Below are 14,995 nucleotides of genomic sequence, written 5' to 3'. Positions count from 1 at the left end.
CACGAACGCCCGGCGGGCCGACGCCCCGGGACCTGGCCCAGATCCGTATTGACGGGAACGCCGCATTCAGGGAGTACTCCCCTCCGCAAGATGAAGAGTACGCGAATTACCAAGGAAAGGTAAAGCGTGAAGTAAAGCACAAACCAAAAGCGCAGGTCAGAGGGGTTTTGCGGCGGAGGTCGTGAGCAAAACCCGGCTTGACCGGACCGTGCGGCGGCCCCCGCGTCGGTCGTTCCCGGCTCAGCGTCCCCAGGCTCTGCGTGCGTCCGCGACCCGGGCCAGGACGTCGCTCAGCACCTCACTGCCGGGCGGGGTGAGCGAAGGCTCGTACGTCCAGGCATGGCCGACCCACGGGTCCGCGAGGTGGTCGTCGGGCACCGGTGTGAGCCGCAGCAGCGAGCGCCACAGCGGGTCCAGGATCGGTCCGTACTCCGCGGCGTCCTCGCGGTCGGCGACCATCATCAGGTGCACGCCCACCGCCGGGCCCTCGTCGGCGAGATACCGCAGCTGGGTCACGGCACGGTCGTCAAAACCGTGCGGGAAGTCGTTGACGATCAGCAGCTGCTCGGCCGTGTCCACATCGGGCGGCAGCGAGTCCGTGGCACGCGCCCGCACTGCCATCTGCACCAGATCCACCCGGCGCGTCAGCCGGGCCAGGACCTCGGACACCCCGACCGCCCCTGCAGCGGGCGGATCGGCGAGCACACCCGAGTCACGCAGCGGAGCGAGCGATCCGGCCGCCGAGCCCGCGGGGTCGATGACATGCACCGCGAAGTCGCCGGGCGGGTACACCGCGAGCAGCCGGGCCGCGTGCGCCACCGCCGTGTCCATGGCGAGGCGACGCGTCTCCTCGCCGTCGGCCAGGGACGCGGTGGCCGACGACGACGTGCGTCCGCTGTCGATCCAGAGTCCGCGCTCGAGCGGCAGCCTGATCAGCATCGGGATCCGCAGATCGGCGCACTCGGGCAGATGCAGGTCACCCAGGCGCAGCGCCATGGGCGGCTCCATCGGGACGCGGTACGCGTGCCAGACCGGGTTGTCCCAGGCCGCGAAGGACGGCGGCAGGGCGGGCTCGACCACATCGGCCTCGGCGGAGAGCTGGGCGACGTCCCGGTCGAGGACCTCCCTGGCCTGCTCGACCAGCTTGGCCTGCTTGGCACGGGCCGCCTCACGCGCGGCGTCGCCCTGCCCGCTGATCCGGCTGCGGGGGTCGGTGAGGACCTGGTCGAGCTCCTGCTCCATACGGGACTCGGCGAAGTCCACAGCACTGCGGTACGCGGCGGCAGTACGGGCCAGGTCCTCGAACATGCCCCACACCTGGTTGTAGAGCCGCTCCTCCATGGACCAGCCGGTCGCGTCACCTGCGACGGGCCGCGCGGGCCCGCCCGACTGAGCGGGCTGCGGGGCAGGCGCCGACGCGGGCGGCGCGGCCGTACGACGAGAGGGGTGCGTGTAGTCGACGGGACCGCCGGTGGACGCCGGGGTGGCGGTCTGCTGTTCGGGCTGATCGTGGCGGTCCTTGGGCGGCTGGGTATGCCCGCCGGGCCGCCCGCCCTGGCCGTCGGCGCCGACCGGCGTCGGTGCGGCGGAGGGCGGGGTGGTGGCGGAGGGCGAGGTGGGCGCGGGCTGCTGCGGAACGCCGCCGTCACCGGTCGGTGCGGGGCCGGTCAGTGCCGGGCCGTTCTGCGCGGGAGGCGGCGCCTGCGCGGGAGACGGTGCCTGCGCCACATGACCGTCGGGAGCGGAAGCCGTAGCCGGGCGCGTGGAGTTGGCGGACGGGGCGGCCGCCGCGCTGTGGGTCTCCTGTGCGGACGGCGCGGACGGCGCGGCCTGCCGCACCCGGTCGCCCTCGGCAGTGCGCTGCGGGGGCGCCGCGACGGAACGGGCCACACCGCTGGCCACGGCGTCCAGGATCTCGGCGGCGAGCGCCGGGCCGTCCGGCAGCCCCTGGTCGGTGAGCATCGCGGCCAGCCCGCCCGCGTACCCCTGGCCTACGGCGCGCACCTTCCAGGCGCCCTGTCTGCGGTACAGCTCCAGGGCCACCACCGCGGACTCCGCGTCCAGGTCCGTGATCGTGTAGCTGGCGATCTCCGAGCCGTCGAGCCCGGTCACCGCGACGAACGGCGCGGCCAGGGCGCCGAACCTGACCGGTCCACCCCCACCGTTGGCCTTTTGGGTGCCGTCCGTGACGGGCAGCGCCAGCAGGATGTTGACCCGCTCCGCGCCGGGCGGCAGGGCGCCGAGGTCCACGGCGAGGCGATGGTCGGCTGCGGCCTGCTTGGAGACCTCGAGGCCCGGCATCCCGGGGGACGCGGGGTGCGCCACCCAGTCGGTGCCGCGGACCTTGCCCTGCTCGTCGCTGAGCGTCGCGCCGGCCACGATCGGCCGGCCGGCCGACACCCGGATCTCCAGTCGGGTCTGGGGCAGTACGTGGTTCTGGCCCCTGACCAGCTCGGCCGTCATCGCCTTGGTTCCCCCTCGTTGCGCTTTTCTTCAGTTGCCGCCGTCGCTCGGCTACCTCAAATGCCGCTGTCAGTACGGTAGTTGACGCGTGCGGATGCTTACAGGTGCGGCAGGATCGACGGCATCAGGTCCTGGAAGGTACGGCCGTTGGCCGGGGTTCCGAGGGCCGTCATGGACCAGCCGGAGCCCGTGCGGTGCACCTTGGCCATGATCTGGGCGGTGTACTGGCCGCCGCCGTCCAGCGTGAACCGGGACATCTCCTGGCCGTTCGTCTCGTCCACCAGGCGGCAGAAGGCGTTCTGCACCTCCTGGAAGGTCTGTCCGGTGAAGGAGTTCACCGTGAAGACGATCTGGTCGATGTGGACCGGGACGCGCTGCAGGTCGACGAGAACCGCCTCGTCGTCCCCGCCCTGGCCGACTCCGCCCACGAGGTTGTCACCGGTGTGCCGCACCGAGCCGTCGTCGCTGACGAGGTGGCGGAAGAACACCACGTCCACCGGCTGCTTGTCGGCGAACAGCACCGCCGACGCGTCGAGGTCGACCTCCTTGGTCCGGGAGCCGAACAGGCCGCGGCGCTGCGCCGCCTGCCAGCCGAGCCCCATGCGCACCGCGGTCAGGGTGCCCCCGTCGTTCTTCTGCAGGCTGATCGCCTGCCCCTTCGTCATGTTGACCGACATGCGCTGTCCCCTCTCGAACCTTTCCCCAACGACCAACCGCCCCAAGTGCGGTTGCTCAGCACCCTACGCAGTGCCACTGACAGCGCCGCAGCCCGGACAGCGCTTTGTGGCGTTCTTGCAACACTCCGGTCGGCCCCGGCCGGCCGGTCGGCTCCGGCCGGGTGCGGCGGCGTGCTCAGGCGTTGCTCACCGGTCTCAGGCGAGGCCCGCCTCCTTCATCTGACGCAGTTCCTTCTTCATCTCGGAGACCTCGTCACGCAGCCGGGCGGCGACCTCGAACTGGAGGTCCGCGGCCGCGGCACGCATCCGGTCGGTCATCTCCTCGATCTGCTCGGCGAGTTCGGCCGCGGGCCGGTCCGTGGGAACCTGCTCGGCCTTGGCCTTGGCCCCCTTGCGCGACTTGGCGGACGTACCCGCCGTGGCGTCCTGCCCCTTCGCCGAACCGAGGGACGGCACCGGGGCCTTGGCGCCCTTGCCGTCCTTGGCCTTGCGGTAGCCGGAGCCGAGGAGCTCCTCCGTGTCGACCTCCTCACGGGCGATGGCCGACACGATGTCGTTGATCTTCTTGCGGAGCGGCTGCGGGTCGATGCCGTTCGCCTTGTTGTACGCGACCTGCTTCTCGCGGCGCCGGTTGGTCTCGTCGATGGCCTTCTCCATCGCCGGGGTGATCTTGTCCGCGTACATGTGGACCTGGCCGGAGACGTTGCGCGCCGCGCGGCCGATGGTCTGGATCAGGGAGGTGCCGGAGCGCAGGAAGCCCTCCTTGTCGGCGTCGAGGATCGCCACCAGCGAGACCTCGGGCAGGTCGAGGCCCTCACGGAGGAGGTTGATGCCGACCAGGACGTCGAACTCGCCCGCGCGCAGCTCCCGCAGCAGCTCGATGCGGCGCAGGGTGTCGACGTCACTGTGCAAATAGCGGACCTGGATGCCCAGTTCGAGGAAGTAGTCCGTGAGGTCTTCGGCCATCTTCTTGGTGAGCGTGGTGACGAGGACGCGCTCGTCCTTCTCCGCGCGGGTGCGGATCTCGTGCACCAGGTCGTCGATCTGCCCCTCCGTGGGCTTGACGACGACCTCCGGGTCGACCAGGCCGGTGGGGCGGATGATCTGCTCCACGTGCCCGTCCCCGCGCGAGAGCTCGTACGTCCCCGGGGTGGCCGAGAGGTACACGGTCTGGTCGATGCGCTTCTGGAACTCCTCCCACTTCAGCGGGCGGTTGTCGAGCGCGGAGGGGAGCCGGAAGCCGTGGTCGACGAGGGTGCGCTTGCGGGAGGCGTCGCCCTCGTACATGGCGCCGATCTGCGGCACGGTCACATGGGACTCGTCCAGGACGAGCAGGAAGTCGTCCGGGAAGTAGTCGAGGAGGGTGTGCGGGGGTGTGCCGGGGTCGCGGTCGTCGAAGTGCATCGAGTAGTTCTCGATGCCTGAGCAGGAGCCGATCTGGCGGAGCATCTCCAGGTCGTAGGTGGTGCGCATGCGCAGGCGCTGCGCCTCCAGCATCTTGCCCTGCTTCTCCAGCTCGGCCAGGCGCTCGTCCAGCTCCTTCTCGATGCCGGTGATCGCCTTCTCCATGCGCTCGGGGCCCGCGACGTAGTGGGAGGCCGGGAAGACGTACAGCTGCTCGTCGTCGCTGATGACCTCGCCGGTGAGCGGGTGCAGGGTGGAGAGCGCCTCGATCTCGTCCCCGAACATCTCGATGCGGACCGCGAGTTCCTCGTACACGGGGAAGATCTCGATGGTGTCGCCGCGGACGCGGAAGGTGCCGCGCGTGAAGGCGAGGTCGTTGCGCGTGTACTGGATGTCGACGAAGCGGCGCAGGAGTTGGTCGCGGTCGATCTCCTCGCCGATCTTCAGGGAGACCATGCGGTCGACGTATTCCTGCGGCGTGCCCAGGCCGTAGATGCAGGAGACGGAGGCGACCACCACGACGTCCCGCCGGGTGAGCAGCGAGTTGGTGGCGGAGTGGCGCAGGCGCTCCACCTCCTCGTTGATCGAGGAGTCCTTCTCGATGTAGGTGTCCGACTGCGGGACGTACGCCTCGGGCTGGTAGTAGTCGTAGTACGAGACGAAGTACTCGACGGCGTTGTTCGGCAGGAGTTCGCGGAACTCGTTGGCCAGCTGCGCCGCGAGCGTCTTGTTCGGCGCCATCACGAGCGTGGGGCGCTGCAGCTTCTCGATCATCCACGCGGTGGTGGCGGACTTGCCGGTGCCGGTCGCGCCGAGCAGGACGACGTCCTTCTCGCCTGCGCGGATGCGTCGGTCGAGCTCGGCGATGGCGGTGGGCTGGTCACCGCTGGGCTGGTACGGGCTGACGACCTCGAAGGGCGCCACCGTGCGTTCGATCTTGGATACGGGCCGCATGAGAACCACCGTACGACTCCCCACTGACAACCCGCCCCGCATTCGGCCCGGAGCCGCCGTCCTGCCTGGTCACACGTGCGTGGACGGCTGACCGGTGATCATCGGTCGAGGCGGGAGCGCGGGCCTCGCGACGGGGCCGGGACGAAGGTGCGGCGGCGGGGCGGGCGGCCTCGGGCCGCGTCGGAGCCGGGTCCGTGGGCCGGTATGCCGGGGCGGGGCACGAGCGCGGGGCCGGGGCGCGGACTCTGCTCCGCGCGCTGCCGGTCGGCGCCCGTCGCCATCAGCGGATCGAACATCACGACCACGCCGGCCAGGACGAGGAAGGCGAGCGGGCCGATCATCATGGGCGCGAGCAGTTCGGCGGGCGGGTCACCGGCCGTCACACTGCCGGAGCCGTGCAGGTGCACGTCGAGGGCGGCCATGCCGGTGTAGTGCATGCCGGTCACCGCGAGCCCCATGACGAGGCTGGCCCCGAGGCTCCACAGGAAACCCCGCACCTGTACGGCGGCCCAGAGCGCGGCGGTGGCCGCGACGACGGCGATCACCACAGAGAGGGAGACGGTGAACGTGTCGTACCGGAGGGACCCCTGCAGGCGCATTCCAGCCATGCCCAGATAGTGCATGGAGGCGACGCCGAGACCGGTGATGGTGCCGCCCGTGAAGAGCGCCATGACTGTCGCTCCGCGATAGCCCACGATGAAGATCCCGATGCCGACCATCACGATGGCGAGGCCCAGGCTGGCGAACGTGATCGCGGCGTCGTACCGGACGGGGGCCCCTTCGACGGCGAACCCCATCATCGCCACGAAGTGCATGGTCCAGATGCCCGAGCCGATGGCGACCGAGCCGAGGGCGAGCCAGCCCGGCCGCCAGGAGTTCTCCACGAGCAGCGATCTGGTGGTACAGCGCAGGCCCAGCGCACCACCGAGGCAGGCCATCAGGTACGCGACCACGGGCGTGACGAGCCCGTAACTGAATCCGTCGACCGTCCCCTGCATGCGCGGCAGCCCTCCACCTGAATTGACTCGGTATCACCTGCGAGCCCCCGTGCAATCACCCTCTCAGTGCGAGTGATTGAGCAGAGATTAGAGCGCACCGACAAACGTACGAGCGATTTTTCGGCAAAGAATCCGGCGGCATGGGCGTGTTCGGGCTGTCTCGGGGCAACTCCGTTCAACCTGTGTCCATCCGGCGCCTGCCTCTTGTTGGTCATCGACTGTCACTCTCGTCCGGTCCGCGCTCTCTCGACCCGAGGAGTCCACGTGTACGCACGTCCCGCAGCAGCAACAGCCGCAGCGCTACTGGGAGTCGGCGCGCTCTTGCTCCCCACGACCACGGCCCACGCCGCCGCTCCGCAGAGCACGAACGCCGTCCAGGCACCCGCCGAGACCGACGGCCCGCTCGTCGTCGCGCACCGCGGCGCCTCCGCGTACGCCCCCGAGAACACGCTCGCCGCCATCGACAAGGCCCGGGACATGGGCTTCCGTTGGGTCGAGAACGACGTGCAGCGCACCAAGGACGGCGAGCTCGTCGTCATGCACGACGACAACCTGAAGCGGACGACGAACGTCGAGGAGGTGTTCCCCGACCGCGCCCCCTGGAAGGTCGCGGACTTCACCGCCGCCGAGATCGCCAAGCTGGACGCGGGCAGCTGGTTCGACGCCAAGTACAAGGGCGCGCGCGTGCCGACGCTCGAGCAGTACATGAACCGGGTCGAGCGGAACCACCAGAAGCTGGTCCTCGAGGTGAAGAAGCCGGAGCTGTACCCCGGCATCGAGCAGGACACTCTGCGGGTGCTCAAGAAGACGGGCTGGCTCGACCGCGGGCACGTCGGGAGCAAGCTGGTGTGGCAGAGCTTCAACGCGGACAGCATGCGCAAGGTGCACGCGCTGCGGCCCGACATCAAGAAGGGCTTCCTGGGTACGCCCTCGGTCGCGGAGCTGCCGGAGTACGCGACGTTCGTCGACCAGATCAACTCGCGGCACACCACGATCTCGCGGGCGTACGTGGCGGCGATCCACTCGATGAGCGGCCCGCACGGCAAGCCGCTGGAGATCTACACGTGGACCGTCGACGAGGCGGCCGACGCGCGGCGCGCGGCCGGGTACGGCGTCGACGGGATCATCACCAACAGGCCGGACGTGGTGCGCTCGGCGGTCGGCGACGACGACTGAGCGAAGCGGGGACGCTTCGGCAGCGGACACGACCCGGCACGGACGCGGCCCGGCCTCGGGCCGCGTCCGCCCGCCGGGTCGGCACGGGAGCGCGGCGCGCGGTCGGGGGGCTGCGCGCCGCGCTCCCGTCATGTCGGCCTGCCTGCCCTCGGCGGCGGAGCCAGAGCCCCGCGTGCCCCGGAATTCCGCGGCCGGATCGCGATGCCGGGCCCGTTGTCAGTGCCCGGTCGTACGGTTGTCTGCGTGAACGCGAACCGTGATCCGCAGACCCCCGGCCAGGGCGTCGAGTGGGCCGTCGTCGACAGCGACATCGGCCCGCTGCTCCTGGCCGCGACCGGCCATGGGCTCGTCAATGTCGTCTTCCACGCCGACGCGCAGACCCGGAGGACGGCCGTCGACAGACTCGCGGCCCGCTTCGGCGCCGCACCCGTCGAGGCCCCCGGCTCCGCACGTCTCGCGGAGCCGATACGCCAGCTCGCTGCCTACTTCGCGGGCGAGCTGCGCACGTTCACGCTCGACCTGGACTGGTCGCTGATCTCCGGCTTCAACCGTGAGGTGCTGCGCGAGCTCGCGGCGGGTGTGCCGTACGGCGCGGTCGTGGGGTACGGCGAGTTGGCGGCCCGAGTCGGCCAGCCCGGTGCGGCCCAGGCCGTGGGTGCGGCCATGGGCGCCAATCCGCTGCCGGTCGTGGTGCCGTGCCATCGGGTGGTCGAGAGCGACGGGGGGATAGGCGGGTTCGGCGGCGGCCTGGAGACCAAGCGGCAACTGCTCGCCCTCGAAGGGGTTCTGCCGAGACCGCTGTTCTGAGCCCGCACGCACCAGCCGTTGTGAGCCCGAACTCGCCCATGCGCCCTAGAGGTTGATGTGGTACGCCTTGCGGAGGGTCTCGTGCACCGTCCAGGTCGTGCGGTCGCCCTCGCGCAGGACGGCCATGTCGCCCGGGCCGATCTCCAGCACGTCCCCGCCTTCGACCTCGACGGTGGCGCGTCCGCTGACGACCACGAAGAGCTCGTCGGCCTCGGTGTCGGTGACCACTCCGGGCGTGATCTGCCAGATGCCGCGCACCTGCCGGCCGTCCGGGGACTCCCAGAGCACCTTGCCGGTCACGACGGGGTCGCCGGAGACGATCTGCGCCGGGTCGAGGGGCTCTGGCTCCAGTTCGGCGTCGGGGATGTGCGTGCTGAACGAGGCGGGCGCGGCGTCGGCTGTCGTCATGGACGGTCACTTTAGAGCGCGGTCGAACGGCTCACGTACTGCGGTCTTTTGGCTGTTCACCGGCCGCCGCGGCTCGGCACGCGGTCTTGAACCGCGGACGCGCCATGCACTATCCAAGTGATCTCTGATACGGGGGAGTTGACGGTGTCACAGCAGACCAAGCACACCACGGCACGTCACTCGGCAGCACGGGAGACCGGCCCTTCGGGGAGCTCGTCAGGGAGCTGCTCGGGCTCGGGCCGCTCTTCCCGGCGCCGTTCGCCGCGGGCGCGGGGCGTACTGCGCCGGCTCATGGCGGTTCCGGTCGCGCTGCTCCTGCTCGCGACCGGCTGCGGAGGCTCGGGCTCCGAGGGCGGCACAGGCGTGGGTGGCGACGGCCTGGAGAAGTCCACGGTGACCGTCGCGGCGACACCGCTCGTGGACAGCGCCGCGCTCTACATCGCCCAGGAGCGCGGCTACTTCAAGGACGAGGGGCTACGGGTGCGGGTGCGGCCCGTGCAGCAAAGCGTGCAGGCCATCCCGGCGCTGGCCAACGGCCAGGTGGACGTCGTGGCGGGCGGCAACTACGTGACGCTGCTCCAGGCCCGGGACCGGGGCACCTTGAAGGTGCGGATCCTCGTGGACGGCGTAGCCCTCGCGCCGCACTCCATGGACGTCGTCGTCCTGCCCGACTCCCCGATCCGTACGGCGAAGGACCTCCAGGGCCGCAAGGTCGCGGAGAACGTCCTGCACAGCATTCAGTCACTGCGGCTCGACGCGATCCTCGAGGACGCGGGCGGCGACGCGAAGCCGGTGGAGTACCGGCAGGTGCCCTTCCCGCAGATGGCCGCCGCCCTGGAGAAGGGGCAGGTGGAGGCGGCCGACATCACCGAGCCGTTCCTGACGGACGCCAGACGCAGACTCGGCGCGCGCGTGGTCGTCGACGGCGCGAGCGGCCCCGCCTCCGGACTGCCCCTCTCCGGATACGGGACGACGCAGCGGTTCACCGACGAGAACCCGAGGACGGCGGCCGCCTTCCAGCGGGCCGTACAGCGGGCGCAGCGGGATGCTGCGCAGAACCGGGACCACGTCGAGGAGGTGCTGCCGGGCTACACCAAGCTCGATGTGAAGACGGCCCGCGCCATCGCGCTCCCCACCTACGCGCGCTCCAACAACCCCGTACACATCGGGAAGTTGATCACGATGATGACGGAGGGCGGCCTCCTGAAGAAGCGGCTCGACCCGGAGAAGCTGCTGTTCCGGGCAGGGTCGTCATGAGCGCGGTGACGGCACCCCTGACCCGGCCGCGGCGGGCCCTGCTCGGGCTCGTCGGCGTCCTCGTCGTGCTGGCGGCCGGAGAGGTGGCGGGCCGTGCGGGCATCGTGCAGCAGGCCTATCTGCCGCCGTCCTCCGAGGTCGTGGCGCGCGCGACGGAGCTCGCCGGTGACCAGCTCTTCCTCGAGGGTGTGGGGACGACGCTCAGCGTGTGGGCGTACGGAGTGCTGCTCGGATGTGCCATGGCCGTGCCGTTGGGGGTGCTGTTCGGCAGCGTGCCGAAGGTCGACGCTGCGGCCCGCGCGGTCGTGGAGTTCCTGCGGCCGATCCCTTCGGTGGCGCTGATCCCGCTGGCCGCGCTGCTGCTCGGCACCGGCAGTGAGATGCAGGTGACGGTCATCGCGTACGCGTGTGTGTGGCCGGTGCTGTTCAACACGGTGTACGGGCTCGGTGATGTCGACCCGGTCGCCAAGGACACCTTGCGGGCCTTCGGATTCGGGCGTCTGCAGGTGCTGTGGCGGGTGTCTCTGCCGGCGACCGCTCCGTTCCTCGCGGCGGGGGTGCGGATCTCGGCGGCCGTGGCGCTGATCCTCGCGGTCGCGTCGGAGATCCTGTCGGGCTTCGGGGAGGGGCTCGGAACGTTCATCGCGCAGGCCTCCCAGATACCCGACGGCACGACGGACGTGCTGGCGGGCACGCTGTGGGCGGGTGTGCTGGGCCTCGGTATCAACGCGCTGCTCGGGTGGGGGGAGAGGCGGCTGATGCCCTGGGTGGGGGCGCGCAGGGGAGCCTGAGCGCCGACACGCGCCTCCGCCGCGCCGAGCGTGGGTTTGGGCGGTGGGGGTCACCGCCAGGGATGAGACGAGAGCGGAAGGGCGGGGCGGGGCGTGGCGGGATGGGGCAGGACGGGGAAACGGACTCGCGCTCGGGAAGGGTCACGGGTGCAGGCGATGGGAGGTCAAGGGTGCTGATCGTGTCGGAAGAGGTCAGAGAGGCGTTGGCGGCGGGGCGGCCGGTCGTGGCCCTGGAGTCGACGATCATCGCGCACGGGCTGCCGCGCCCGCAGAACCTCCAAGTGGCTCTGGAACTGGAGGAGTCGGTCCGCCGAGAGGGCGCCGTGCCGGCGACGGTGGCTGTGCTGGACGGGCGGGCCAGGGTCGGCCTCGACAAGGAGCAGGTGGAGCGGATCGCGTCGGGCGACGGCATCCGGAAGCTGGGCCACCGGGACCTGGCACCGGCGCTCGCGACGGGGGCGAGCGGGGCGACGACGGTGTCGGCGACGGCGTTCCTAGCGGCACGCGCGGGCGTACGTGTCTTCGCGACGGGAGGGCTCGGCGGGGTGCACCGGGAGTGGACGTCGACCCAGGACGAGTCGGCGGACCTGGCGCTGCTGTCCCGTACACGGATCGCGGTGGTGTGTGCGGGGGTGAAGTCGATCCTGGACGTGCCGGCCACGTTGCAGCGGCTCGAGACGCTGGGTGTGACGGTCGCCGGGTACGGGACGGACCGCTTCCCCGGCTTCTACCTCACCGACTCGGGACACCCGGTCGACTGGACGCTGAACTCGCCCGAGGAGGTGGCGGCGGTGCTGCGGGCGCAGGACCTGCTCGGTGGGCCCCACTCGGCGCTGATCGTGGCGAACCCCGTGGCCGAGGAGGACCAGCTCGATCCCCGGCTGCACGCGCGGGTCCTTGACGAGGCGCTGCGGGAGTGCGCGGAGCGCGGCGTCACCGGGCAGGCGGTGACGCCGTTCCTCCTCGACTTCCTGGTGCGGCACACGGACGGGGCGTCGCTGCGGGCGAATCTGGCGGCGGTGCGGGGCAATGTGCGGCTGGCGGCCCGGGTCGCGGCGGCGTGGTCGCGTTGAGCCCGGGGGTACGGCCGGGCGAGGCGGCAGGGGTACGGCCGGGCGAGGCGGCGGGGCCCAGGCCCGGCGGGCTGCTGGTGATCGGCGATGTGGTGACGGATGTGGTGGCGCAGTACCGCGCGCCGCTGGCTCATGGCACCGACACGGCCGCCGCGATCCGTCTGATGCCGGGCGGGGCGGGCGCCAACGTGGCGTGCTGGGCGGCGCGTTGGGGCTGCGCGGACGTGACACTCCTCGGACGGGTGGGCGCCGAGTCGGCGGCGTGGCACGAGCAGGCGCTGCGTGCGGCAGGGGTGCGGCCGCGCCTGGTCGTCGACGAGGAGGCACCGACGGGAACGGTGATCTGCCTGGTGGACGGGGCGGCGGAGCGGACGTTCCTGACGGACAGCGGGGCGGTGCTGCGGCTGCGGCCGGCGGACTGGTCGCCGGCGTTGCTCGACGGGGCGGCCCATCTGCACCTGTCGGGCTACCTGTTCTTCGCCGACGCCAGCAGGGCCACGGCACGGCTCGCGCTGTCGGCGGCACGTGCGCGGGGGATATCGGTGAGCGTCGATCCGGCGTCGGTGGGGTTCCTGGTGGAGACGGGGGTGAGCCGGTTCCTGGACGCGGTGGAGGGGGCGGAGGTACTGCTGCCGAACCGGGAGGAGGCGGCGCTGCTCGCGGGGTCACCGGCGCCGGATCCGCCCGACCCGCCCGGCCTGGCCGTGGTGGCGGAGGCGGCGGCGAAGCTGGGGAGCCGGTTCCCGCTGGTGGCGGTCACGGCGGGCGCCGAGGGTGCTCTGGTCGTGGAGGGCGGATCGGCGCCGGTGCGGGTGCCGGGCGTACGCGTCGCGGCACGGGACTCGACAGGCGCCGGGGACGCCTTCACCGGCGCCTTCCTGGCCGCCCGCCTCACGGGCGCCTCCGCCGTGGAGGCGGCGCACGAGGGCTGCCGGGCGGGGGCGCGGGCGACCCTGCGGGTGGGTGGGCGACCTGGCTGAGGGCGCCTCGGGCGGCGGCTGCCGGGGAGGCCGCCTCGGGCGGCGGGCGGCTGGGCGGCGGGCTGCTGACGGCAGGCAGGCGGCGAGTGGTACGGGCTGCGGGGGAGGCGCCCTCAGGCGGCGGTCGGCGTGCGCGAGAGCGGGCGGCGAGCGGGGCTCAGGGAGGCCGCCTCAGCGGCGAACGGCTGGGCGGCTGGGCGGCTGGGCGGCTGACGGCAGGCAGGCAGACAGCGAGTGGTACGGGCGGCCGGGGAGGCGGCCTCGGGCGACAGGCGGCAGGCAGCGAGTGGCATGGCTGCCGGGGGGCCGTCTCGCGCGGCGGGCGGCGGCTGCCGGGGAGGCCGCCTCGAGCGACGGGCGGCTGGGCGGCTGCCAGCTGACGGCAGGCACGCAGGCACGCAGGCACGCAGGCACGCACGCAGGCAGGCAGGCAGGCAGGCAGGCAGGCAGCGAGTGGTACGGGCTGTCGCCGGAACGGGAGCCGGTGCTGTGGACGGCGCGGACCGGACCGCAGCCTCTCCGTCGCGCCTCCTTCGCCTACGCCTTGCGCCCCCAAGCCGAGATCAGCGGGGATGTCGCCAAGTCCAGGGTGCCGCTGGCGAGTTGGGCGACGTAGCGGTCGATATCGGCGCCCGTGACCAGGGAGCGGGCGACGAGGCGGTCGCGGGCCTCCTGGACCATGGCGGTCTCCAGGGCGGCGGCCGCGGGGGCGGTCAGCGGGAAGTACGCCTCGGCCTCGACCTGGACGAGGCCCGCCTCGCGCAGGAGCCGGGGCAGCCTGCGCCCGTAGGCGGGGTCGGCGCCGCGTTCGGTGAGGAGCGCGCGCAGGCCTTTGCGTACATGGTTGGCCAACTGCTGGGCGGGGCCGTGCTCTTCGGGGCAGCCGAGCGGCTGGAGGGCGTCGTCGGCGTCCTCGATGAGCAGGCGGCCGCCGGGGCGCAGTGACCGGACCATGGCGTGCAGGGCGCGGTCGCGGTCGGTGACCTGGGAGAGGACGAGCCGGGCGTGCACCAGGTCGAAGCCCTCGCCGGGCGGTTCCTGTGCGGACACGTCGTGGCAGCGGACCTCGACGGGCGGCCGGGCGGCGGCGCTCGCGCGGGAGATGTCGAGGTCCGTGCCGACGACTCGGCCGGTGGGGCCGACCCGCTTGGCCAGCCAGGCGAGCACGGTCGGGCCGCCCGCGCCGACCTCCCAGCAGCGCCAGCCGGGGCCGACGCCGATGCGCTCGAAGTGCCGGAAGGTGCTCGCGTCGAAGAGGGCGGCGGTCGCGTCGAAGGGCTGACCGGCCTCGGTGGGACGGGGATCGAGGAGGTATCCGTGGGTTCGCGTCTGCGTCATGCCGCGATCATCCCAGTTGATCCGTTTTTATTCCGGATCAACCGGCCGAACGGTGTTCTGCCGATGGGGAGCTCCGCACGGGTACGGGGCGGCGGCGGGACACAGGGCGGCGCCGGGTGCCCGAGTGGGCCCCGGCGCCGGGACGCGCCGATGCGATGCGCCTCAACCCCTCGCGTACACGCTCCCTGCCCAGGCGGCGATCTGCTCGTCGGTCAGGTGCTGGGCCAGGTCGGCCTCGCTGATCATGCCGACGAGGCGCTTGTCCTCGATGACCGGGAGTCGGCGGATCTGGTGGCCCTGCATCTCGCGGAGCACGAGGTCGATGTCGGCGTCGGCCTCGATCCAGCGCGGCGTGCCCTTGGCCATCTCGCCCGCGGTGACTGTGGCCGGGTCGTGGCCCATCGCCACGCAGCCGACGACGATGTCACGGTCGGTGAGGATGCCGCAGAGCCGCTCGTTCTCGTCGCTGATCGGGAGTGCGCCCACGTTGAGCTGGCGCATCAGCTGAGCGGCGCGGTCCAGGGTCTCGTGGGCGGGGATCCACTGGGCACCGCGGTGCATGATGTCTCCGGCGGTGGTCATGATGTGCCTCCGTAAGCCGGGTTGTGGGCGGGTCGTGGGCCGGTTCCTGAGCGACGCGAGGGCGTCGCCGCCACCGGCGCAGTCAAT

The 14,995-nt window shown here is 71.9% G+C and carries 13 protein-coding genes; 6 read left to right on the top strand and 7 right to left on the bottom strand.

Going from position 1 to position 14,995, the window contains the following annotated elements; all coding sequences use genetic code 11:
* Positions 1-240: 240 nt before the first annotated feature.
* The 4 genes from RCO28_RS04065 to RCO28_RS04050 all read right to left on the bottom strand — a co-directional run bounded on the left by RCO28_RS04065 (position 241) and on the right by RCO28_RS04050 (position 6,496).
* Positions 241-2,463 (bottom strand): TerD family protein, encoded by a 2,223-nt coding sequence (locus RCO28_RS04065; protein ID WP_308939494.1) that lies wholly within the window; start codon positions 2,461-2,463, stop codon positions 241-243.
* Positions 2,464-2,561: 98 nt separating this feature from the next.
* The gene (locus tag RCO28_RS04060) at positions 2,562-3,140 is read right to left on the bottom strand and encodes a TerD family protein (protein WP_308939493.1); all 579 of its coding nucleotides are present in this window, start codon (positions 3,138-3,140) and stop codon (positions 2,562-2,564) included.
* Between the two features lie 195 nt (positions 3,141-3,335).
* Positions 3,336-5,498 (bottom strand): excinuclease ABC subunit UvrB, encoded by a 2,163-nt coding sequence (gene uvrB / locus RCO28_RS04055; protein ID WP_308939492.1) that lies wholly within the window; start codon positions 5,496-5,498, stop codon positions 3,336-3,338.
* Positions 5,499-5,596: 98 nt separating this feature from the next.
* Positions 5,597-6,496: an MHYT domain-containing protein gene (locus tag RCO28_RS04050; RefSeq protein WP_308939491.1), complete on the bottom strand. Its 900-nt coding sequence runs from the start codon at positions 6,494-6,496 to the stop codon at positions 5,597-5,599.
* Between the two features lie 264 nt (positions 6,497-6,760).
* Here RCO28_RS04050 and RCO28_RS04045 point away from each other — a divergent pair, with 264 nt between their 5' ends.
* On the top strand, positions 6,761-7,672 hold the full coding sequence (locus RCO28_RS04045) for a glycerophosphodiester phosphodiesterase family protein (RefSeq protein ID WP_308939490.1): 912 nt from the start codon (positions 6,761-6,763) through the stop codon (positions 7,670-7,672).
* 219 nt (positions 7,673-7,891) lie between these two features.
* On the top strand, positions 7,892-8,479 hold the full coding sequence (locus RCO28_RS04040) for a methylated-DNA--[protein]-cysteine S-methyltransferase (RefSeq protein ID WP_374991096.1): 588 nt from the start codon (positions 7,892-7,894) through the stop codon (positions 8,477-8,479).
* Between the two features lie 45 nt (positions 8,480-8,524).
* On the opposite strand, the gene RCO28_RS04035 is transcribed toward RCO28_RS04040, so the two are convergent.
* Positions 8,525-8,887, bottom strand: a complete 363-nt coding sequence (locus tag RCO28_RS04035; RefSeq protein WP_308939488.1) for a cupin domain-containing protein — start codon at positions 8,885-8,887, stop codon at positions 8,525-8,527.
* A 291-nt stretch (positions 8,888-9,178) separates the two neighbouring features.
* Between RCO28_RS04035 and RCO28_RS04030 the strand changes: the two genes are divergently transcribed.
* The 4 genes from RCO28_RS04030 (at position 9,179) to RCO28_RS04015 (ending at position 12,988) form a co-directional block, all read left to right on the top strand.
* Entirely contained in the window at positions 9,179-10,144 is a 966-nt protein-coding gene (locus RCO28_RS04030) for an ABC transporter substrate-binding protein (RefSeq protein WP_308939487.1), read from the top strand.
* Positions 10,141-10,935, top strand: coding sequence for an ABC transporter permease subunit (locus RCO28_RS04025; protein WP_308939486.1), 795 nt, complete (start codon positions 10,141-10,143; stop codon positions 10,933-10,935). The genes RCO28_RS04030 and RCO28_RS04025 overlap by 4 nt, the downstream gene beginning before the upstream one ends.
* Before the next feature lie 170 nt (positions 10,936-11,105).
* Entirely contained in the window at positions 11,106-12,008 is a 903-nt protein-coding gene (locus tag RCO28_RS04020; RefSeq protein ID WP_308939485.1) for a pseudouridine-5'-phosphate glycosidase, read from the top strand.
* A complete protein-coding gene (locus RCO28_RS04015; RefSeq protein ID WP_374991095.1) occupies positions 12,005-12,988 on the top strand; it encodes a carbohydrate kinase family protein in 984 nt (327 codons plus the stop codon). The genes RCO28_RS04020 and RCO28_RS04015 overlap by 4 nt, the downstream gene beginning before the upstream one ends.
* Positions 12,989-13,525: 537 nt before the next feature.
* Here the strand turns inward: RCO28_RS04015 and RCO28_RS04010 are convergent.
* Both RCO28_RS04010 and RCO28_RS04005 read right to left on the bottom strand, forming a co-directional pair.
* Positions 13,526-14,326 (bottom strand): methyltransferase domain-containing protein, encoded by an 801-nt coding sequence (locus RCO28_RS04010; protein WP_308939484.1) that lies wholly within the window; start codon positions 14,324-14,326, stop codon positions 13,526-13,528.
* Positions 14,327-14,488: 162 nt separating this feature from the next.
* On the bottom strand, positions 14,489-14,908 hold the full coding sequence (locus tag RCO28_RS04005; protein ID WP_308939483.1) for a CBS domain-containing protein: 420 nt from the start codon (positions 14,906-14,908) through the stop codon (positions 14,489-14,491).
* Between the last annotated feature and the right edge of the window lie 87 nt (positions 14,909-14,995).

Origin of the sequence: Streptomyces sp. LHD-70, from assembly GCF_031157275.1 — a bacterium.
In the GTDB taxonomy this organism is placed as follows: Bacteria; Actinomycetota; Actinomycetes; order Streptomycetales; family Streptomycetaceae; genus Streptomyces.
This window is presented reverse-complemented; position numbering and strand designations above follow the sequence as displayed.